The following is a 21,132-nucleotide window of genomic DNA, read 5'->3' on the forward strand; positions in this document are numbered from 1 at the left end:
CTGCTCGCGGGTTACCAGGCGTGCACTCGGTTCTGCGCCGGCTCCAGCCCTAGTTCGATCAGCATTTCCGTTGCGTCGGCGGCTTGTTCGCAGATCGTCGGCACCTCGGTACGCTCCGCTGCGTTGAACGGCTCCAGCACGAATGCGGCCGGGTCTTTGCGCCCGGGCGGACGGCCGATTCCGATGCGCACGCGTTGAAAGTCCTTGGTAGTCAACGCCGAAGCGACCGACCGCAGCCCGTTGTGGCCGCCCTCGCCACCGCCCAACTTGAGCCGGATGCGGCCGAAGTCCAGGTCGAGCTCATCGTGCAGGACGATGATGTCGGCCGCCGGAACCGAGTAGAACTTGGCCAGCGGCCCGACCTGGCGCCCCGACTCGTTCATGTAGCAGCGTGGCTTGGCCAGCACCACAGATCGCCCCGCTAACCGGCCGGTGCAGACTTCGGCGCCGGAACGCTTGTGCGCCTTGAACTTTTCGCCCAGCCGGGTAGCGAGGACGTCGGCAACCATGAAGCCGACATTGTGTCGGGTCCGGGCGTAGTTGTCGCCCGGATTGCCCAGGCCGACCACCAAAAGGGGTTCGGCCACGTCTGGTTCCGCCTACTCGGACTCGTCTGAGGCGGCGTCGCCGTCCGAAGCCTCTTCGGACTCGCCCTCTTCGGACTCGCCCTCGCCCTCTTCGGACTCGCCCGCGCCGTCGTCCTCGAGGTCCTCGGCCGTCGGGGCCTGCACCACGTTGACGACCAGCAATTCGGGGTCAGAGATCAGGGTGACGCCACGCGGCAGCTCGATCTGTCCCGCGGTGAACTGGGTGCCGGCCTCGGCGCCCTCAACCGAGACCGTCAGCTGCTCGGGGATCGACAGGGCCTCGGCCTCGATCTCGATGGCGTTGGTCTCTTGGGTGATCAGCGTGTCCGGCCCGGCCTCGCCCTCGACGATGACGTTCACCTCGACGGTGACCTTCTCACCGCGACGCACAACCAGCAGGTCGGCGTGCTCGATGGTGCGCCGGATCGGGTGGATCACGATCGACTTGGTCAGCGCGAGTTGCTCTTTGCCCTCGATGTCCATGGTGAGCACCGCGTTGGTGCCGGTGTGGCGCAGCACGGCCGCGAAGTCGTGTGCGGGCAACTCCAGGTGCTGCGGGTCACTGCCGTGGCCGTACAGAACAGCGGGGATCCTGCCGTTGCGCCGGGCCCGCCGGGACGCGCCCTTGCCCGTCTCGGTACGGACGGTAACGGTCAGATTGTTGACTGCAGATTTTGCCATCGTGTCGCTCCTGTGTTTAGGCACTGTGTCGAAGGCACGGCCAGGATCGCGACAGTATGTCGGTCTCCGTCGATAACGGTGAGCTGGTGAAAGGCCAGCTACCCTCGCCGTGACGCGTCGTTAGGTTAGCGCATGTGCCGGTCGGGGAGGAAATTCGACGGCTGCGGTAGGTCGCCCGCTTGCAGGCGCTGTGGAGGCGTCAGAGCGGAAAATGGGTGTCGGTGAGCTGCTCAGACAGGTCCCAGAGCGAGGCGGCGGTCGATGAGTCGTTGGCCCGCGGACTGCGTCCGACGGGTTGAGTCCTGCCGAGGTAGCCGAACTTGGGGCCGGCAAAAGTATTGCCGGGCAGATCCTGCGCTGCGGCATACAACGTCTGCCTGGCGCCGAAGTCTGCATCGGTCCCGACCAACTGAGTGGCTGCGCCGACGATCGCATCGCTCAGCTTGCGGCCGGTAGCACCCTGCAGGTTGGTGTGCGAGTAGCCGGGGTGGGCCGCCAGCGCTCGCAGCGCAGACCCGGCAGCGGTGAGGCGGCGCTGCAGTTCGCTGGTGAACAACAGATTGGCCAGCTTCGACTGGCTATACGCCAGCCACGGCGAGTAGCGCCGTTTCTGGTAGCTGAGGTCGGTCAGGTTGATCTTCCCGGGCCAGTGCGCCATCGAGGACACCGTCACCACGCGGTCGCTGAGTTTGGGCAGCAGCAGGTTGGTCAGCGCGAAATGACCCAGGTGGTTGGTGCCGATCTGGCTCTCGAATCCGTCGGCAGTCAGGGCGTATGGGACGGCCATGATGCCAGCGTTGTTGATCAGGATGTCGGCATTGTCGACGCTGTCGGCGAACTGGCGTACCGAAGACAGATCCTGCAGGTCGAGCGGGCGCACCTCGACCGACCCGGTGATCTGCCGCGCAGCGTTGTTGCCCTTATCGGTGTTGCGCACGGCCATGATGACCTTGGCGCCGCGGCCGGCGAGTTCGCGGGCGGTCACCTCGCCCAGCCCGCTGTTGGCTCCGGTGATAATGACGGTCCGTCCGTCGAACGAGGGAAGGTCAGCTGCTGTCCAGTCGGTCATGGTGCCCACTGTAGGCAGCCGTCCTCACACCTTGTCGAAGGCCAGTGGCACCGTGCGGGGTCCGGTGATCCCGTTCATCGCATGCCAGGGGACCGGGCCCGTCACCTTCGCGTTCGGCATCCGCGCGGTGATGACGCGAAGCGCTTCGGTCATCTCGAGCCGGGCCAGATGCGCGCCGAGGCAGTAGTGCACGCCGCCGCCGAAGTTGAGGATGGCTGCGGGCTCCGCACGAGTGATGTCGAGCCGCTCCGGGTCGTCGTACACCTCGGGGTCGCGGTTGGCCGCAGCGGTGTTGGCGACGACGATGGTTCCGGCAGGTATGCGGACACCGGCCAGTTCAATGTCTTCTGCGGCTTGTCGAATTGTGCCGAGAATGATTGGGCGGTAGCGCATCAGCTCGTGAACCGCGGCCGGAGCCAGCTCGGGATGTTGAGCAACCATGGCCCATTGCGTCGGCTGCTCGGCGAGGGCTTCGACCGCCGCGGCGAGCTGGTTGCGGGTGGTGTCGGTGCCGGCGCCGAGCAGGGTGCCGCACAGCATGATCAATTCGTCGTGGGAAAGGTGGTCGCCGTCCTCCTCAGCGCGGATGAGATCCGAGATGAGGTCATCTGTCAGCGACCGACGGCGGCGCGCAATCAGATCCTCGAGGTAGGCATCCAACTCGTTCCACGCAGTCAGGATGATTTCGGCCTCGTTGGCGACGTTGGTTTCGAAGAGCTTCTTGATGTCCTCAGTCCAGTCCGAGAACAATCGCCAGTCTTGCGCCGGTGCGCCGAGCAGCGCGCAGATGATGCGCGTCGGGAACTGCCGCGTGACATCTGCGACGAGGTCGCAGTGCCCGACTGCGGCGACCGGTTCTACAAGATCGGTGATGACGTCGATGGTCAAGCCGCGTAGCCGTTCGGCCGCACGAGGGGAGAAGGCCTTCGACACCAGCCGTCGCAGGCGGTGGTGAACCGCTCCGTCCAGACCGAGGATGTTGCTGGTGCTTCTGTCCCACAGTGGGCCCGAGGTGATGCCCTGCACGCTGAGGCCCAGTCCCTGAGCGGTGACGAAACGGTTGTCCCGCAATACGCTCCGGACCAGGTCATAGCTCAAGATTTCCGGCCCGTACGGGCCGAGGGCGATCGGGCTTTCGGCGCGGGTGCCGGCCATAGCGCGGTGCGCCGCCTCTGGATCCGTGAGTTCGTGATAGCTGAGCACGGGCAGGCCGGCTTCAAAAACGCTGGGGCGATCAAGGACGTTTGGGATTGTCATGGCGTCGACTATCCGGCGACGGATGGCCGAAAAGATCCGCCGCAGCGCGCATATTGCGCACGCCGACCGCGCAATTACGCGCGTCGCGGGTGCGGAACCGCGCTATTTCGCCGATGTAGTGCATGGGTTGCGGCAGCGATGCTGGCTACCATGAGCCAACACGCGGAGATTTCGGCGCTGACCTGGAGTGAGTTGGGTGTGAGCGAGTTGCTGCCGACGGGGACGGTGACGTTGCTGCTGGCTGATGTCGAGGGGTCGACACGGTTGTGGGAGACCGCGCCTGAGCAGATGGCGGCGGCGTTGGCGGTGTTGAACCGGACGGTGGATGAGACCATCGCGGTGTTTGGTGGGGTGCGTCCGGTGGAGCAAGGCGAGGGTGACAGCTTTGTGGCGGCGTTCGCCCGCGCGTCGGATGCGGTGGGGTGTGCGGTGGCGTTGCAGCGGGCACCGTTGGCGCCGATCCGGATTCGGATTGGGTTGCATACCGGCGAGATTCAGTTGCGTGATGAGGGGAATTACGTGGGGCCGACTATCAATAGGACGGCCCGTATCAGGGATCTGGCGCATGGTGGGCAGACGGTGTTGTCAGGGGTGACCGAATCACTTGTGATGGAACGGCTTCCCGAGGGCGCGTGGACGACTGACTTGGGGAGCTATTCGCTCAAGGGCGTGTCGCGTCCGGAGCGGGTGGTGCAGTTGTGTCATCCGGAACTACGCAATGAGTTTCCGCCGTTGCGGGTGCGCACTGTTGTTGCGTCGCATAATCTTCCGGCGCAGTTGACGAGTTTCGTTGGGCGCCAAGCGGAAATGACTCAGATACGACGGGCCATCACCGACAATCGGCTGGTCACGCTGTGCGGGGCCGGCGGTGCGGGGAAAACCCGACTGGCGGTCGAAGTCGCGGCCCAATTGGCCGCGGAGTTCGGCGACGGGCTGTGGTACATCGATCTGGCGCCGATCACCGACGCCGCGGTGGTGCCGGTAACCGTCGCGCGCACGCTGGGCCTGCCTGACCAGCCAGGCCGTTCCACCATGCAACTGTTGGTGCGGTTCTTCGCCAAAAAGTCGATTTTGCTGGTGCTCGATAACTGTGAGCATCTGCTCGATGCTAGCGGGGCCATGGTCATCGAATTACTGGCCTCTTGCTCGAATTTGACTATTCTGACCACCAGTCGCGAACCACTCGGCGTGCCCGGCGAACTGAGCTGGCGGGTGCCGTCGTTGTCACTGGCTGACGAGGCGGTCGAACTGTTCGCCGAACGTGCTCGACGGGCCCGTCCCGATTTCGTTGTCAATCAGGGCAATACGGTGGTCATCAGGGAGATTTGCGACCGCCTCGACGGGATGCCGCTGGCGATTGAGCTTGCCGCAGCGCGGATTCGGGCCCTGTCACTGCAACAGATCGTGGATAGCCTGCACGACCGCTTCCGGCTACTGACCGGGGGCGCGCGCACCGCGGTGCGCCGCCAGCAGACGTTACGGGCCTCCGTTGACTGGTCGCACGCAATGCTCACCGATCCGGAACGCGTCCTGTTCCGACGTCTGGCTGCGTTCATGGGGGGATTCGACCTCGATGCCGCCCATGCAGTGGGCGCAAGCACGGATGTCGAGCAATTTCAGCTCATCGATCTTCTGGGACTGCTGGTGGACAAGTCGCTCGTCGTCGCTGAGGAAATCCGTGGCGCAATGCGATACCGCCTGCTGGAAACCGTGCGTCAGTACGGACTCGAAAAGCTCGGTGAGTCGGGCGAGGCCGACGCGGTGCGCACCCGGCACCGCGACTACTACACCACCACTGCCCGAGACCGCGCGGCACAAGCACAGGGCGTCGGGACGGTGCTCATCCAGTGGGCCGAAGTTGAGATCGACAACCTGCGGGCGGCGCATGCGTGGAGCCGCGAGACCGCATCGGTCGGGTCGGCGTTGCAGCTCGCGGCGTCGCTGCAGCAGTTCTGGCTGACCCGTGGGCGGTTTCGCGAGGGGCTGGCTGCCTTCGATGCCGCTTTTGCCGACGGCCTCTACGACACCAGTGACATCGCGCCCGCGATCTTGGTCCGCGCCGTCGCCGACGCCTCAGTTCTAGCTGTTTGGGCGTCGGTGCCCGCCAGTTTGGAACGCGCAGAAAAAGCCCTGGCCGTCGCGCGCGAACTCAACGATCAGGGACTCATCGCACGCACGCTGATGGGCTGCGGCATGCTCAGTTTCTACGACGCCGGGCCGTACTTCGCCGAGGCCATCGAGCTGGCTCGCGCGTCGGGGGACCTGTCTGTCCAATGTCACCTGCGCGCATATCAAACCTTCGCCAACAATGTCGCGGGCAATCCACTCGGCTCGCAGGCGGCCGGTGCGGAAGGACGCGATCTTGCCGAAGCACTCGGCGACAAGTTCATGTCCCGATACTGTCGAACGTTTCTCAGCGGCGCGTTATGCATGCTGGGCAAAATGGCCGAGGCCCGAGACGTAGCGCTCTCACTGGTCGAGGAAGCGCGTACGGCCGGGGACCGCGCGATGGAGACGTTCGGTCTCATCACCCTCGGACAAGTGCTCGCGTTCCAGGGCGATGCCGCCGGGGCGCACACCGCAGCCGAAGCCGCCCTCGAAGCCGCTGCGGCTATAGGCGGTTTCCATGAGGACACCGCGTACATCACCATGGCCAGCGCCGCGCTGGCCCGAGGCGACGCCGTAGCCGCTAAGCGTGCCTGCGATGCAGCCATGCAGCACACGTATCCGCTGAAGGAATTATTCACCAAAAGCCTTGTCCCGATGGCTGAAGCAGCTTTGAGTTGCGGCGATCTCGCGGCCGCCCGCCGCTGGTCTGACGAAACTGTTGCCACGGTGCCCGGATCCCATCAGGTGCTAGCTCTGACTTCACGGGCCCACGTCGCCCTCGCGCAAGGCGAGACGGACCAGGCAGAAAGGGACGCTCACGACGCGTTGGTTGTCGCCGCCCGTACCTATGGGTATTGGAAGGTGCCAGACATTCTGGAGTGTCTTGCTCGAATGGCAGCTGACGGCGGCAACTACCCGCATGCGGCGCGCGTATTGGGCGCGGCCGACGGCATTCGCCAGCGCACCGGAGAAGCGCGCTACCCGATGTACCAAACGGATTACGCCGCCGCTCTCGTGGCTGTCCGGGATGCTATGGGGCGGGATGATTTTCATGCGGCGTGGAGCGAAGGCGGTGGGTTATCCACCGAAGAGGCGATCGCCTACGCCCAACGCGGCCGCGGCGAACGCAAACGCCCGACCAGTGGCTGGGGATCGTTGACTCCGATGGAGCGCGACGTGGTGCGATTGGTCGCAGAAGGATTGGGCAACAACGACATCGGCGCCCGCTTGTTCATCTCGCCGCGCACGGTGCAGAGCCACCTCACCCACGTCTACGCCAAGCTCGGGCTGACATCTCGGGTGCAACTTGCCCAGGAAGCCCACCGTCGCCTCTGACCCGGTCCGTCAGCGCCCTAGCGTGGGCGACGTGCCTCGGGAAGACTGAAGCGATGACATCCATGGCCGAGCAGGTGCTCTTCAGATTTCTCAGCTTGCACGACAAGATTTACCAAGCGACGAACGGCCGGATCGGGCATCGGGTTCCGGGTATGCCGCCCAATCTGCTGCTGCACACGGTGGGCGCCAAAACGGGTAAGAAGCGCACCAATACGCTGAGCTATGCCAGGGACGGCGACAACTATCTGATCGTGGCGTCCAAGGGCGGGTTGCCCACGGCACCCGGTTGGTATCACAACCTGAAAGCCAACCCTGACGTCGAAATCAATGTCGGCTCAAGCCGTTACACCGTCAGGGCCACGCCGGTGCTGCCCGACAGCCTCGACTACGCGCGACTGTGGAAGATCGTCAACAAGAACAATGCCGACCGCTATGTCGAGTATCAAAAGAAGACATCGCGGCCGATTCCGGTGATTGTTCTGACCCCGACTCCGTGACCCGACCTATCCCTCCAAGTCATGGGCGAGTTTGAGTAACTTGTCGAGTTCGTCGACGAGGTAGCTCCCAATGACATCAATGTCCGGAACCAGTTCGCGGCAGCCGATCAGACCGAAATGCATCTGCCCGCTGTTGCTGTTGACGGTGATGTTGAATCCCTGGCCGTCCGTAACCACCGAAACCGGATAATTGGCCAGCACTTTCGCGCCACCGAGGTACAGGTCGACGTTAGGGCCGGGCACATTGGAGATCACCAGGTTATAGGGGGGGACCCGGTGCGGCAGGCCTAAGGCGAACATCACCCGGGCAGCGCGGGCCACCAGTGCCGGCGGGGCGAAGTCGGTGACGTTGTCGACGAGTCCCTGTGGGATCGCCGCCTGCTGGGTTTTGGCGACCTTGGTCGCTTCGCGAACCGTGTTGAGGCGGGCGACGGGGTCGTCAAGGTGAGTCGGCAATGCCGCAAACATCGCCGAAACTCTGTTGCCGAGCTTGGACTTGCTGGCCTCGTCGCGCACCGAGACAGGAACCATCGCGACGAGCGGACCTTCCGGCAGCGCATCGTGATCGATCAGCCAGTGCCGCACCGCACCAGCCGACATGGCCATCACAACGTCGTTGACCGAAGCGCCGAATGCGTTCTTGACGGTCTTCACGTCGTCGAGTTCGACGCTGCGCATCGCAAACCGCCGGTGCAGGGTGACTTCGTCGTTGAACGGCGTCCGCGGCGCGATCAACGGAGCCGAGTTGATGACGTCACCGTCTCGGTCGTCACGACCGAGCAGCGCGCCGACATACGGAGAGAGCACACTGCCGAACAGCGGTAGCGCCCGGCCCATCCCGGCCGCAATCCGTACGGCGCTGGCCGGTCGGGTGGCCAACGACACCGCCGCACGGGTGAGCAGCGTCGTGTCGCTCGGTGCCGGTTCGGGCTTGAAATCGTCTGCAAGATTTGGTTTTTCGGACTCGGGCGTCAGGTCCACGAGGACCGTCATCAGCTCGGCGCCAGAGACGCCATCGATGGCTGCGTGATGGATCTTCGTGTAGACGCCCAGGCGCCCGCCCGCGAGGCCCGAGATGAGGTACATCTCCCACAGCGGTCGCCGCCGATCCAGCGGACGCGCGTGCAACCGGCTGACCTGCTCGGTGAGTTGCGCGTCCGAACCCGGTGTGGGAAGTGAGATTTCGCGGACATGGAATTCCATGTCGAAGTTCTGGTCATCGATCCAGTAGGGCTGGTCAAGTCCCAACGGCACGTACTTCAACCGCTGCCGCAGCAGCGGAATCTGCCCGATGCGCTGGTTCATCAGCCTGGTCAACGCTGCCAGGTCCAGTGGTGCCGGCGCATCGCTCGGGTCGAGGATCAGTAATCCGCCGACGTGTCCGGTGGAGTTCTGGGTTTCCAGCGTCAAGAACGCCGCGTCTAAGCCGGAGAGCTGTTTCATCGGGTTTCCTCAGTTGGTGCGGTCATATTGCTGGCGCTGTGGCGCCAAGTTCGTGACGCTCGAGCCAATGCTGAACGGCTTGGATCACCGCGCCGGGGTTTTCCAGCTGCGGAGTGTGTCCGACGTCGGAGAGAAATTCCTTGTCCCACTTGCGATTAGCAGCGGCAGCAATGCGCGCTGCGGTGATGGGCACCAGTCGGTCTTTATCGCCGTGGATGAGCAGCACGGGCTGCGTGAGCGATTTCATGGTGTTCTTGAACTGACGCGGCCGCAACCCCGACCGCAGGACGGACCGAGCGGCTTGGAGGAATGCGGCGTCTTGCTTGGGCATGTGCAGGCGGCGGTAGGCGACCAGTGCGGTAGCGGCGTCCATCACCTTCGGGTCGCTTCGGCGAGGATCTGCGAAGCAGAGGTTGATGACGCGCTGAACTAGCTCGCGGTCGCTTTTGGATCGTCTGCTGACGTCCATGAACGCTTCGCCGACGCCGGGAACGGCGTACATCAGGAACTGTGCGGCGACCTGGCCGTCGGGAACCTCTACCGGTCGCGGCAGCGCCGGGTCGACCAGGACTACTGCGGCGACCGCCTCTGGGTTGGCAGCCGCCTCCAGAATCGTGATAGCGCCGCCCATCGAGTTGCCCACCAAAATGACTGGGCCGCCGATGATTTCGTTGATGAAACGGTCAAGTGTCTTCGTGTTGGCTTCGATGCTGGTTTTTCTGCCCGCGGCCGGCGAGAACCCGAATCCGGGCAGGTCGACGGCGACCACTTTGTTGCGCTCGGTCAGCGGTCCGGCGATGCTGACCCAATTCAAGTGTGAGCCGCCCAATCCGTGCACCATGACGATGGGCGGAGCCCCGGTCGGCCCGCCGAAGTCCACCCAGTGCACCGGTCCTGCGATGTCGCTGAGGTGACTGGCGCCTCCCCAGGGCTGCGCGAGTTGCGGTTGTGTCATGTAGTCGGTCCTATTCGCTAGAGACGCTGACGAGGCGAAGCGCCAACTCGGAGTAGAGCTTGGCCACGGTTTCGGGATCGGCGTAGCGCCCGGTTGGGAACCAGCGGCAGACGTCGACGCACAGTGACACGATGGCAAGCGTGACGCCCTCGGTGTCCGGGACCTGAAAGCTTTCGTCGCCGACGCCGGCGTTGACGATCTCGCGTATGTGACGCGTCAGTTTGCGGCGAAGCCCGACGATCACGCGGTAGTGTTCCGGCGAGAGTGCGGTCAGTTCGTACTCGACCACCTTTGACCGGCCGTGATAGGCCGCCTGCGTCCGGGCGAACTCGCCGACCACCGCGCGCAGGCGATTAGTGGGCGATTCGCTGGCCGGATCGGCGGCGCGGAGCCATTCGACAGTCTTTTGATGGCCCTCGTATGCAATAACGAAGAGCAGTTCTTCTTTGGACTTGTAGTGCGGATACATCGCGGCTGCGCTCAAACCGAGGCGTGCCGCGATGTCGCGGGTGGTCGTGCCGCCATAGCCGTGTTCGGCGAATGCTTCGATCGCCGCGGCCCGGATCCGCGCGGCGGCCTTGGAATTGCTGACGACCCCCGCCGTCGTCGTGCTCACCCGATCCTCCGCATGCTGCCACTATAAGCGGGCGCTTATTTATAAGCAAGCGCTTAGTAACGCCCGCTGCCGAGGATGCTGACGCCCCTTAGGCAGCGATGCCAGCAGCATCGCTACGAGGCTCGCGAGCGCAGGAACCAGAGACCACCAATCGTCAACGGGGTGGCCGATCTGCGCGCTTGCGCAGATGTAATGCGCGGTTGCGGCAGCAATGCTGGCTACCATGAGCCAACACGCGGAGATTTCGGCGCTGACCTGGAGTGAGTTAGGTGTGAGCGATTTGCTGCCGACGGGGACGGTGACGTTGCTGCTGGCCGATGTCGAGGGGTCGACGCGGCTATGGGAGACCGCGCCTGAGCAGATGGCGGCGGCGTTGGCGGTGTTGAACCGGACGGTGGATGAGACGGTCGCCTCTTATGGCGGGGTGCGTCCGGTGGAGCAGGGGGAAGGTGACAGCTTTGTAGCCGCGTTCGCCCGCGCGTCCGATGCGGTGGGGTGCGCTGTGGCGTTGCAGCGGGCGCCGTTGGCGCCGATCCGGATTCGGATTGGGTTGCATACCGGCGAGATTCAGTTGCGTGATGAGGGCAATTACGCGGGTCCGACGATCAACCGCACCGCGCGGATTCGTGATCTGGCGCATGGTGGGCAGACGGTGTTGTCAGGGGTGACCGAATCACTTGTGATGGAACGGCTTCCCGAGGGCGCGTGGACGACCGACTTGGGGAGCTACTCGCTCAAGGGCGTGTCGCGTCCGGAGCGGGTGGTGCAGTTGTGCCATCCGGAACTACGCAATGAGTTTCCGCCGTTGCGGGTGCGCACTGTTGTTGCGTCGCATAATCTTCCGGCGCAGTTGACGAGTTTCATTGGGCGCCAGGCTCAGATGGCGGAGCTCCGACAGATCATCTCGGACAACCGGTTGGTCACCTTGACCGGCGCGGGCGGATCCGGCAAGACCAGGCTCGCTGCCGAAGTCTCCTCCTCGCTGGGCGCCGAATTCCCGGATGGCATCTGGTATGTGGACCTGGCCCCAATCACCAATCCCGCGGTGGCAGCGCTGACCGTCGCTCGCACACTTGGGCTGCCCGATCAAACGGGCCGCTCGACGATGGAGTTGCTTACCCGGTTCTTCGGCGACAAGACCATGCTGTTGGTGCTCGACAATTGTGAGCACTTGCTGGACGCATGCGGGGCCATAGTCGTCGAATTGCTCGCGGCTTGCTCGCATTTGACTGTGCTGACCACGAGCCGTGAGCCGCTGGGCGTGCCCGGTGAATTGAGTTGGCGAGTGCCGTCCCTGACCGTTGCCGACGAAGCGATCGAGCTGTTCACTGACCGCGCTCGGCGTGCTCGGGCCAATTTCGTTGTGAGCGAGAATAATTCCCGACTGGTCGAGGAGATATGCCGCCGTCTCGATGGGATGCCGTTAGCCATCGAGCTTGCCGCAGCGCGGGTTCGGGCGCTGTCGTTGCAGCAGATTGTGGACAGCCTGCATGACCGGTTCCGGTTACTCACCGGTGGCGCACGCACCGCGGTGCGCCGCCAGCAGACTCTACGGGCCTCGGTGGATTGGTCGCACGCGCTGCTGACCGAGCCGGAGCGGGCGTTGTTCCGTCGCCTCGCGGTCTTCGCCGGCGGATTCGATCTGGAAGCTGCTCAGGCGATTGGCGCCAACAACGCTGCGGAGCAATACCAATTGATGGACCAGCTGGGTTTGCTGGTCGACAAATCCCTGGTGGTCGCTTTCGAAACCAGCGCCGAGTCCGAATCCGGCATGCGTTATCGGTTGCTGGAAACGGTGCGCCAGTACGCACAAGAGAAACTAGGTGAGTCTGGTGAAGCCGACGACGTGCGCGCCCGGCACCGTGATTTCTACACGGCGACCGCCGATCAGATTGCGTCGCAAGGTCTCGCCGGCGTCGACCGACTGCTCGGTTGGGTGCGCGGGGAGATTGCCAATCTGCGAACGGCATTCGCCTGGAGCACGGAGAGTTCCGACCAGGAGTCGGCGTTGCGTCTGGTGTCCTCGTTGCAGGAGTTCTGGCTGCGCAGTGGGAATTTCCGCGAGGCACTGGCGGCGTTCGACGCGATCCTGACCGATCGGCGACCCGAGACGATAGCGCCCAGCGTTTGGGTACGCGCGGTCGCCGACCAATGCATGATCGCGGGGTGGGCCGGTGCCTACGCCAGCGTCGAACTCGCAAAAGACGCCCTCGCGCTCGCGCGCGAACTCGGCGATCAGGCGCTGATTGCACGCGCGCTGGGGGCTTGCGGGATGGTGACTTTCTACAACCCGGAAATAGCGGAGTCGTACTTCGCCGACGCGATCGATCTGGCTCGTGCGGCGGGTGAAGAGTGGAGCCTCTGCGCAATTTTCAGCTACCAGGCGACCGCGGCCCTGGTATCCGGCCAACCCCTTGCCATCATCGCCACCGCCGAGGCGGGACGTGACCTCGCCGACGCACTCGGCGACGGCTTCTACTCGCGGAACAACCGGGCCTGGCTCGGTTGCGGGCACTATTTTCACGGCGATCTCGTCCGCGCCGAGCAGGTTCTTAGTACCTTGTTCGAAGAAGCGGACGCCGTGGGGGACGTCGCCGCAACGATCTTCGGTCAGGTCTGCCACGGCGGAGCCCTTGCCTGCCAGGGGCGGGTGGACGCCGCGACCGCTGCCGCTCAATCCGCGTTGGCGGCCTCGCAGAGCGTAGGCATGTTGACGGAGGACACCGTCGGAGCGTCCCTCACCTACGCCGCGCTCGCCCGCGGCGACGCAAAGGGGGCCAGGCGGGCATCCGAGGATGCGGTGCGGCACATCATTCCGGCGCGCGAGGTCTTCACCAGGGGAGTCGTTCCCTTGGCCGAGGCACTGCTCGCTTGTGGTGATCTCGTCGGTGCGCGGCGTTCGGCGGACGAGGCGGTCCCGGTGGTCATGGGCTGGTTCAAAGTTGCCGCATTGACGACGCGCGCGTTAGTCGCCTTTGCTCAGGGCGATCCCGAACAGGCCGAACGCGATGTCCGTGAGGCGCTGACCATCGCCGCTGCCACTCATGGATACCTACGGGTGGCCGATGCCCTGGAATGCCTGGGCCGGATTGCGGCCGAAGACGGCAACATGACTTATGCGGCACGCGTATTGGGTGCCGCACACGGTTCCCGGCAGCGCATGGAGCACGTCCGCTTTCCGATGTATCAACCCGGCTACGATGCTGCCGTCGCCAAAGTGCGAGAAGCATTACCGCAAAACGACTTTGACATCCTGTGGGCTGAGGGCGCCGCGCTTTCCATCGAGGAGGCGATCGGCTATGCCCAGCGCGGCCGGGGCGAGCGCAAACGCCCAACGAGTGGCTGGGGATCTTTGACCCCGATGGAACTCGACGTGGTGCGACTGGTCGCTAAAGGCCTGGGCAACAGTGACATCGGGGCACGTTTGTTCATCTCGCACCGAACGGTGCAGAGCCACCTCACCCACGTCTACGCGAAACTCGGGCTGACGTCTCGGGTGCAGCTTGCCCAGGAAGCGAGTCGTCAAGGCTGACAATTGCGCATGCCCGCAGCGACGATCTGCGCGCTGGCGCTGATGTAATCCGCCATGTTGACGGCAATGCTGGCTACCATGAGCCAACATGCGGAGATACCCGCGCTGACCTGGAGTGAGTTGGGTGTGAGCGAGTTGCTGCCGACGGGCACGGTGACATTGCTGCTGGCCGATGTCGAAGGGTCGACACGGCTGTGGGAGACCCAGCCTGAGCAGATGACGGCGGCGTTGGCGGCGTTGAACCGGACGGTGAACGAGACCGTCGCTGCTTATGGCGGGGTGCGTCCGGTGGAGCAGGGCGAAGGCGACAGCTTTGTGGCGGCGTTCGCCCGCGCGTCGGATGCGGCGGGGTGCGCGGTGGCGTTGCAGCGGGCACCGTTGGCGCCGATCAAGATCCGGATTGGGTTGCATACCGGCGAGATTCAATTGCGCGACGAAGGCAACTACGCGGGCCCGACAATCAACCGCGCTGCGCGGATTCGTGATCTGGCCCATGGTGGGCAGACGGTGTTGTCCGCGATCACCGAAGCGCTTGTCATGGATCGACTTCCCGAGGGCGCGTGGTCGACGGATCTCGGCAGCTACCCGTTGAAGGGTGTGCCACGTCCGGAGCGGGTGGTGCAGTTGTGTCATCCGGATCTGCGTAATGAGTTTCCGCCGCTTCGGGTGCGCACCGTCACCGCGTCGCATAATCTTCCGGCGCAGTTGACGAGTTTCGTTGGGCGCCAGTCCGAAATGCAGGAGCTAGGACGAATCATCTCGCAGAACCGGTTGGTGACCCTGACCGGCGCCGGCGGCGCGGGTAAGACCAGGCTTGCCGTGGAGGTCTCTTCCCCGCTGGGTGCCGAATTCGCCGATGGCATTTGGTATGTCGACCTCGCCCCGATCACCAATCCTGCGGTGGTGCCGGTGACACTCGCCCGCACCTTGGGGCTGCCCGATCAACCTGGCCGCTCCACGATGGAATTGCTGTTGCAGTTCTTCGGCGACAAGTCAATGTTGCTGCTGCTGGACAATTGTGAGCATCTGCTGGATGCATGCGGGTCGCTGGTCGTTGAACTACTAGCGACCTGCCCGCATTTGACGATTCTTACCACGAGTCGTGAACCGCTCGGAGTGCCCGGTGAGTTGAGTTGGCGGGTGCCGTCGCTGTCGGTTGCCGATGAGGCGGTCGACCTGTTTAGCGATCGAGCCAGAAAGTCGCGGCCGGATTTCGTTGTCAACCAAGACAATACGGGTCTGATCGAAGAGATCTGCACTCGTCTTGATGGGATGCCGTTGGCCATCGAGCTGGCCGCGGCGCGAGTTAGGGCATTGTCGCTGTCGCAGATCGTGGATAGCCTGCACGACCGGTTCCGATTGCTCACTGGCGGCGCCCGCACCGCGGTGCGACGTCAACAGACCCTGCGGGCCTCGGTGGATTGGTCGCACGCGTTGTTGACCGAGCCAGAGCAGGTGCTGTTCCGTAGGTTAGCTGTGTTCGCGGGCGGCTTCGATCTCGACGCCGCTCAAGCGGTAGGCGCCGACAGCGAGTTCGAGAGCTACCAACTGATGGACCAATTGGGACTCTTGGTCGACAAGTCCCTGGTAGTGGCCTTTGAAACCAACATCGAGACCGCCGCAGGCGGGATGCGTTACCGACTGTTGGAGACGGTGCGCCAGTACGCGCAGGAGAAGCTCGGTGAATCCGTGGAGGCTGCCGACACGCGCACCCGCCACCGCGACTACTACGCAGCTACGGCAACGCACCTCGAATCGACGGCCCAGCCCGGCCACGCGGCACTACTGGTGTGGGCGCACGTCGAGATCGAAAATCTTCGGACGGCATATGGCTGGAGTCGAGAGAACGGTGATCCCGAGACTGCGCTGCGATTGGTCTCAGCCTTGCAGCAGTTCTGGCTGAGGACCGGGCGCTTCAGAGAAGCGCTCGCGGCCTTCGACGCGTTGCTCACGGACTGGGAACGCGCGTCGGTGTCGCCGCCCGTCTGGGTACGCGCCGTAGCCGACCATTCAGCCCTCGCAGTGTGGGCGACCGTACCCACAGATCTAAAAAGGGCACAGGACGCGGTAACGATCGCTCGGGAGCTGGATGACCCTGGACTGCTCCTGCGCGCGCTGCTCGGATGCGGGATGCTGGCCGTCTACGACCCTGCACTGAACAGTCACCTCGCGGAAGCGATCGAGCTGGCCCGAGTGCACGGTGACCGGTGGATACTGAGCCAGATCTTCACTTATCAAGCGGCCGTGAGTGTTTACACCGGCGACGTGATCACCGCCCGCACGGCCGGCGCGGAGGGGGCGCGCATTGCCGACGAGTTTGGCGACCGGTTCACCTCGTGGGGCTGCAGAGTATGGCAGGGCGCGGCGCTGGGGATAAGCGGCGATCTTCCTCGTTCCGGCGAGATCCTGGAAACCCTGGTGCAAGAGGCCGAGGACAGCGATGACGTCGCTATGAAGGCTTTTACCTACGTGACTTACGGGAATTTGCTCGCCTATCGAGGAGACGGGGCTGCCGCGCGAACTTGCGCGCAATTGGGCCTCGCGACGTCCTCGGCGATGGGTGGAATCTACGGCGACTCGGTGTACGGGGTTATGGCCAATGCGGCTCTGGCCTGTGGTGATGCTGCCGCGGCGCGACAGGCCGCCGACGATTGCCGGCGGCGCACCGTCCCAGAACGGGAAGTCTTTATCAGAACTTTCAATCCGTTGGCCGAGGCAGCACTGGCCGACGGCGACTTGGTTGCCGCCCGCCGCTACGCCGACGAGAACGTCGCGATGGCGCTGGGCGGCCACCAGGCGATCGCCCTGTCCGTGCGCGCCTGGGTGGCGGCGGCTCAAAGTGAGCCCGACCTAGCTGAGCGCGACGCCCACGAGTCCCTCCTGGTCGCCATGCGCACCCAGACACATCTGCGCGTTCCCGACGCGCTGGAGTGTTTGGCTCAGTTGGCCGCCGACGCTGGCCATCACACCTACGCGGCACGATTGCTAGGGGCAGCGAATGGCCTGCGGGACCGCGTGGGGCAGGTCCGGCTTCCGATGTATCAGCCGGGCTACGACGCGACCGTCGCTGCCATTCGAGAATCAATGGCGGAGAACGATTTTGACGAAGCGTTGGTCGAAGGTGCCGCCCTGTCCAGGGAAGAAGCCGTTGCCTACGCGCAACGTGGCCGCGGCGAGCGCAAACGCCCCGCCAGCGGCTGGGGGTCGCTGACTCCGATGGAGCTGGACGTGGTGCGACTGGTTGCCGAGGGGCTGGGCAACAGTGACATCGGGGCACGTTTGTTCATCTCGCCGCGCACGGTGCAGAGCCACCTGACTCACGTCTATGCCAAGCTCGGCCTGACGTCGCGGGTGCAGCTTGCCCAGGAAGCGGTCCGGCGCGCCTGATCCGGCTACTTCTTGGCGACGACGAACCCGCGGATGATCGCCTCGACGTCGTTGCTCTCCGCAACGGCCTCTTCAGCCAGGCTGGTAACAATCAACTGAACCAGGTACCGCTGGTTGTCCGGTGCCGGACCGGTGGGCAGCACAACCCGATTCCAGCTGCGCAGCCGCGCGCCCTTGGCTTCATAGGTGCCCTGGACCACCGACGACGGAAAACCATTGAAGTCCGCATCCGAGGCGTCCAATTGGTGGAAGCCCTCCGGCAGGTCCTTGTTCGCGTGCTTGATCGCCTCGGTGGGATTGAACTCGCCACGCAGCCTGACCACCACCAGCAGGGCTGCCGGATAGTTGTCGCCCTTCGAGATCAGCACCGCCGATTTGGGTTTCTTGTTCGGGTCTTCCCGAGACTTCCAGCCCGGCGGGGTCGGGATCGACACCGTGAGGTCCTTGAGGGCATCCGGGAGCACCGCATCGCCCTGGACGCCTTCACCCTCGAAGTATTTCGACAGCGGCGCCGGGGGAGTCGTCTGCGTCGTCGTCGGCGCGGCGGTGGTTGACGGAGTGGTCCAGATCGACTGGTAGTCAGGGGCTTTCGGTCCGCAAGCTGTGGTGAAGGCCATCAGCGCGGCCAGTCCGGCCGCCGCCGTGCCCACCCGAGTTGCTCGCTTGGTCACAGAATCTCTCGGACCGCGTCGATGGGACGTGCCAACCGGGTGCCCTTCGGCGTGACGACAAACGGCCGTTCGATCAGGATGGGATGTTCGGCCATCGCATCAAGCAGTTCGTCGTCACCCGCGTCGGCGAGGTTGAGTTCGGTGTAGAGCGACTCGCGTTTGCGTACCGCCGCGCGCACCTCGATGCCCGCGTCGTTGATCATCCGCACCAACTCGTTCCGGGACGGCGGTGTCTTCAGGTACTGCACGACCTCGGTCTCAAAGCCACTGTCCCGCAATAAGTCCAGCGTCTTACGTGAGGTGCTGCACTTGGGATTGTGATAGATGGTGGCCGGTCCGGTATTGGCTGCCATCTAGGCGTCTCCGTCAAAAAGTCCTGTGACTGAGCCGTTTTCGAATACCGCGCGGATGGTGCTGGCCAGCAGCGGTGCGATGGACAGAACGGTGAGTTGCGGGAAGCGCTTCTCCTCGCCGATCGGCAACGTGTTCGTGACGATGACCTCACTCGCGCCGCAGTTGGCCAGTCGCTCCGCAGCCGGGTCGGACAGTACGCCGTGCGTGGCCGCGATGATCACATCCTTCGCGCCGTCGTTGTGCAGCAGCTTGACCGCGCCGGCGATGGTGCCGCCGGTGTCGATCATGTCGTCGATCAATACGCAGGTGCGCCCCTGTACCTCGCCGACCACGCGGTTGGACACCACCTGGTTGGGCACCCGCGGATCACGGGTCTTGTGAATGAAGGCCAGCGGTACGCCGCCCAGTGCGTCGGCCCACTTCTCGGCGATACGCACCCGACCCGAGTCGGGGGAGACCACGACCATGTTGCTGTCTGGATAGTTGTCCCGGATGTAGCCGGTCAACAGGTTCTGGCCGCGCATGTGGTCCACGGGCCCGTCGAAGAACCCCTGGATCTGATCGGTGTGCAGGTCGACCGTCACGATCCGGTCGGCGCCCGCGGTCTTGAGCAGGTCGGCCACCAGTCGCGCGGAGATCGGTTCGCGGCCACGGTGCTTCTTGTCCTGGCGGGCGTACGGGTAGAACGGCAGGACGGCCGTGATCCGCTTGGCGCTGCCCCGCTTGAGGGCATCGATCATGATCAGCTGTTCCATCAACCAGGTGTTCACCGGCACCGGGTTTGACTGCAAAACGAATGCGTCGGAGCCGCGCACCGACTCGTGGAAGCGCACAAAGATCTCGCCGTTCGCGAAGTCCCGCGCCGTCTGCGCGGTGACGTGAACGTCGAGTTCCTTTGCTACCTGCTCGGCCAGCTCCGGGTGTGCCCGGCCGCTGAAGAGCATCAGATTCTTGCGATTATCGGTCCAGTCGTGGCTCACCGGGCTGCCCTCGCCATATCGGGATCGGAGTTCAGAAAAGCAGGCTCATCGTACGCAGCCGTCGGGCCTGGTCGTGCGTTCGGGTTACCGCGAAGTTGCTTCACGGTGTCTGATCCGGGTTCGTGGTCGCCCGCGTTTGTCCGCCCGCCTTGCTCGCCGCTTCGGCCGCTGCGGTGCCGGGTCGCTTGCGCTGGACCCAGTCTTCGATGTTGCGTTGCGGGCCGGCAGACACCGCCAGAGCACCCGGCGGGACGTCGTCGCGCACGACTGTTCCGGCACCCGTGTAGGCGCCGTCGCCGATGGTGACCGGCGCGACGAACATGGTGTCCGAGCCGGTGCGGACGTGCGAGCCGATCGTGGTGCGCCGCTTGGTGGTGCCGTCGTAATTAACGAAGACACTGGACGCGCCGATGTTGCTGTGTTCACCTATATCGGCGTCGCCGACGTAGGTCAGGTGCGGAACCTTGGTCCCGGTGCCGATGGTCGAGTTCTTGGTCTCGACGAACGCGCCCAGCTTTCCGTCGGCGCCCAGCACGGTTCCGGGTCGCAGGTAACTGAACGGACCGACCGTTGCGCTGTCGCCGATGGTCGATTCCGAGCCGTGGGTGCGGACCACCTTGGCGTTGTCGCCGACGCTGACGTCGCTCAACGTGGTGTCCGGGCCGACGACGCAGTGGCCGCCGATCCGGGTCCTGCCCAGCAACTGGGTGCTCGGGTGGATGACGGTGTCGCGTCCGATGGTCACGTCGACATCGATCCAGGTGGTCGCCGGGTCGATGATGGTCACACCGGCAAGCTGGTGAGCGGCGACGATCCGCCGATTGAGTTCTGCGCCGAGCTCGGCGAGCTGGACGCGGTTGTTGACGCCGGCCACCACCGCGCTGTCGTCGAGGTGGCTGGCATGCACGGCCTGGCCGTCGCGGCGCAGGATGGCGATGACGTCGGTCAGGTAGAGCTCCTGCTGGGCGTTGTTGGAGCTCAGCCGGCTCAGGGCCGACCGCAGCGCGGCGATGTCGAAGGCGTAGACGCCGGTGTTGACCTCGCGGATTCCGCGCTGCGAGGGCGTCGCATCGGTCTGCTCGACGATCGCCATCACTTCGTTGTCCTGGGTGCGCAGGATGCGGCCGTAACCGAAGGGGTCGTCCAGCGTCGTCGTCAGCACCGTTACCGCCGACGAGGCTGCGCTGTGGGTGGAGATCAGGTCGGCCAGCGTGTCCGCGTCCAGCAATGGCGTGTCGCCGGCGGCGACGACGACGATTCCTGCGTAGTCGTCGGGCAGCGCGGAGAGGCCGCACAGCACCGCATGTCCGGTTCCTAGCGGTTGGTCCTGCAAAGCGACGTCGATGGTCCGACCCAGATGGACAGCCAAATCGGCAACGAGCGGGGAGATGCGCTGGTGCTCATGGCCCAGCACCACGACGAGGTGCTGTGGGGCGAGCTTGGTCATCGTGTGCAGCGAGTGGGACAGCATGCTGCGCCCGCCAAGGGTATGCAGCACTTTCGGGGTGTCCGACCGCATCCGGGTGCCCGGCCCGGCCGCCAGGACCAGGACCGCGGTGTCACCACGAAACGTCATCAACTCTCCTTAAGTCGGCTTTGTCTCACGCGAGCCCGGGGGGGTAGCGCCGACACGCCGTCCAGGGTGACATTCGACGACTG

General features: G+C 64.5%; 15 protein-coding genes. 4 read left to right on the forward strand and 11 right to left on the reverse strand.

The genetic code is table 11. The features are described 5' to 3' along the window. Nucleotides 1-11 precede the first annotated feature (11 nt). From pth to ACZY1I_RS09235, 4 genes are all read right to left on the reverse strand, one after another. Entirely contained in the window at nucleotides 12-587 is a 576-nt protein-coding gene (pth, locus tag ACZY1I_RS09220) for an aminoacyl-tRNA hydrolase (protein ID WP_463754047.1), read from the reverse strand. A 12-nt stretch (nucleotides 588-599) separates the two neighbouring features. Further along, complete coding sequence (locus ACZY1I_RS09225; protein WP_463754048.1) at nucleotides 600-1,268, reverse strand: 50S ribosomal protein L25/general stress protein Ctc; 669 nt, start codon at nucleotides 1,266-1,268, stop codon at nucleotides 600-602. Nucleotides 1,269-1,467: 199 nt separating this feature from the next. Beyond that, complete coding sequence (locus tag ACZY1I_RS09230; RefSeq protein ID WP_463754049.1) at nucleotides 1,468-2,337, reverse strand: oxidoreductase; 870 nt, start codon at nucleotides 2,335-2,337, stop codon at nucleotides 1,468-1,470. A 24-nt stretch (nucleotides 2,338-2,361) separates the two neighbouring features. Then, on the reverse strand, nucleotides 2,362-3,594 hold the full coding sequence (locus ACZY1I_RS09235) for a cytochrome P450 (protein ID WP_463754050.1): 1,233 nt from the start codon (nucleotides 3,592-3,594) through the stop codon (nucleotides 2,362-2,364). 150 nt (nucleotides 3,595-3,744) lie between these two features. Here ACZY1I_RS09235 and ACZY1I_RS09240 point away from each other — a divergent pair, with 150 nt between their 5' ends. Then, a complete protein-coding gene (locus ACZY1I_RS09240; protein WP_463754051.1) occupies nucleotides 3,745-7,038 on the forward strand; it encodes a helix-turn-helix transcriptional regulator in 3,294 nt (1,097 codons plus the stop codon). A gap of 53 nt (nucleotides 7,039-7,091) precedes the next feature. Further along, entirely contained in the window at nucleotides 7,092-7,535 is a 444-nt protein-coding gene (locus ACZY1I_RS09245; protein WP_463754052.1) for a nitroreductase family deazaflavin-dependent oxidoreductase, read from the forward strand. Between the two features lie 6 nt (nucleotides 7,536-7,541). On the opposite strand, the gene ACZY1I_RS09250 is transcribed toward ACZY1I_RS09245, so the two are convergent. Genes ACZY1I_RS09250 through ACZY1I_RS09260 form a run of 3 tightly spaced genes read right to left on the reverse strand, consistent with a single transcriptional unit; the run spans nucleotide 7,542 to nucleotide 10,549 of the window. After that, a complete protein-coding gene (locus tag ACZY1I_RS09250) occupies nucleotides 7,542-8,978 on the reverse strand; it encodes a WS/DGAT/MGAT family O-acyltransferase (protein ID WP_463754053.1) in 1,437 nt (478 codons plus the stop codon). Nucleotides 8,979-9,000: 22 nt separating this feature from the next. Beyond that, entirely contained in the window at nucleotides 9,001-9,933 is a 933-nt protein-coding gene (locus ACZY1I_RS09255) for an alpha/beta fold hydrolase (RefSeq protein ID WP_463754054.1), read from the reverse strand. Between the two features lie 10 nt (nucleotides 9,934-9,943). Next, nucleotides 9,944-10,549: a TetR/AcrR family transcriptional regulator gene (locus tag ACZY1I_RS09260; RefSeq protein ID WP_463754055.1), complete on the reverse strand. Its 606-nt coding sequence runs from the start codon at nucleotides 10,547-10,549 to the stop codon at nucleotides 9,944-9,946. Nucleotides 10,550-10,772: 223 nt separating this feature from the next. Here ACZY1I_RS09260 and ACZY1I_RS09265 point away from each other — a divergent pair, with 223 nt between their 5' ends. Further along, nucleotides 10,773-14,081 carry a LuxR C-terminal-related transcriptional regulator gene (locus tag ACZY1I_RS09265; RefSeq protein WP_463754056.1) on the forward strand — a complete coding sequence of 1,103 codons (3,309 nt, stop codon included), beginning with the start codon at nucleotides 10,773-10,775 and terminating at the stop codon, nucleotides 14,079-14,081. A gap of 66 nt (nucleotides 14,082-14,147) precedes the next feature. Next, entirely contained in the window at nucleotides 14,148-17,468 is a 3,321-nt protein-coding gene (locus tag ACZY1I_RS09270; RefSeq protein WP_463754057.1) for a LuxR C-terminal-related transcriptional regulator, read from the forward strand. A gap of 5 nt (nucleotides 17,469-17,473) precedes the next feature. Here the strand turns inward: ACZY1I_RS09270 and ACZY1I_RS09275 are convergent, their stop codons facing one another. The 4 genes from ACZY1I_RS09275 to glmU all read right to left on the reverse strand — a co-directional run bounded on the left by ACZY1I_RS09275 (nucleotide 17,474) and on the right by glmU (nucleotide 21,049). Next, nucleotides 17,474-18,085: an LpqN/LpqT family lipoprotein gene (locus tag ACZY1I_RS09275; protein WP_463754355.1), complete on the reverse strand. Its 612-nt coding sequence runs from the start codon at nucleotides 18,083-18,085 to the stop codon at nucleotides 17,474-17,476. Nucleotides 18,086-18,135: 50 nt separating this feature from the next. Beyond that, nucleotides 18,136-18,492, reverse strand: coding sequence for an arsenate reductase (glutaredoxin) (gene arsC / locus ACZY1I_RS09280; protein WP_463754058.1), 357 nt, complete (start codon nucleotides 18,490-18,492; stop codon nucleotides 18,136-18,138). Next, complete coding sequence (locus ACZY1I_RS09285; RefSeq protein WP_463754059.1) at nucleotides 18,493-19,473, reverse strand: ribose-phosphate diphosphokinase; 981 nt, start codon at nucleotides 19,471-19,473, stop codon at nucleotides 18,493-18,495. Nucleotides 19,474-19,573: 100 nt separating this feature from the next. Beyond that, a complete protein-coding gene (gene glmU / locus ACZY1I_RS09290; protein ID WP_463754060.1) occupies nucleotides 19,574-21,049 on the reverse strand; it encodes a bifunctional UDP-N-acetylglucosamine diphosphorylase/glucosamine-1-phosphate N-acetyltransferase GlmU in 1,476 nt (491 codons plus the stop codon). Nucleotides 21,050-21,132 lie beyond the last annotated feature (83 nt).

The sequence above is a fragment of the Mycobacterium sp. IDUB_37 genome (assembly GCF_055419245.1).

Bases quoted from the DNA above. Each gene is read 5' to 3' on its own strand.
- ACZY1I_RS09245 (WP_463754052.1), top strand. From the start codon at position 7,092: ATGACATCCATGGCCGAGCAGGTGCTCTTCAGATTTCTCAGCTTGCAC.
- ACZY1I_RS09250 (WP_463754053.1), bottom strand. From the start codon at position 8,978: ATGAAACAGCTCTCCGGCTTAGACGCGGCGTTCTTGACGCTGGAAACC.
- glmU (WP_463754060.1), bottom strand. From the start codon at position 21,049: ATGACGTTTCGTGGTGACACCGCGGTCCTGGTCCTGGCGGCCGGGCCG.
- ACZY1I_RS09235 (WP_463754050.1), bottom strand. From the start codon at position 3,594: ATGACAATCCCAAACGTCCTTGATCGCCCCAGCGTTTTTGAAGCCGGC.
- ACZY1I_RS09270 (WP_463754057.1), top strand. From the start codon at position 14,148: ATGCTGGCTACCATGAGCCAACATGCGGAGATACCCGCGCTGACCTGG.
- arsC (WP_463754058.1), bottom strand. From the start codon at position 18,492: ATGGCAGCCAATACCGGACCGGCCACCATCTATCACAATCCCAAGTGC.
- ACZY1I_RS09240 (WP_463754051.1), top strand. From the start codon at position 3,745: ATGAGCCAACACGCGGAGATTTCGGCGCTGACCTGGAGTGAGTTGGGT.
- ACZY1I_RS09275 (WP_463754355.1), bottom strand. From the start codon at position 18,085: ATGGCCTTCACCACAGCTTGCGGACCGAAAGCCCCTGACTACCAGTCG.
- ACZY1I_RS09255 (WP_463754054.1), bottom strand. From the start codon at position 9,933: ATGACACAACCGCAACTCGCGCAGCCCTGGGGAGGCGCCAGTCACCTC.
- ACZY1I_RS09265 (WP_463754056.1), top strand. From the start codon at position 10,773: ATGAGCCAACACGCGGAGATTTCGGCGCTGACCTGGAGTGAGTTAGGT.
- ACZY1I_RS09230 (WP_463754049.1), bottom strand. From the start codon at position 2,337: ATGACCGACTGGACAGCAGCTGACCTTCCCTCGTTCGACGGACGGACC.
- ACZY1I_RS09225 (WP_463754048.1), bottom strand. From the start codon at position 1,268: ATGGCAAAATCTGCAGTCAACAATCTGACCGTTACCGTCCGTACCGAG.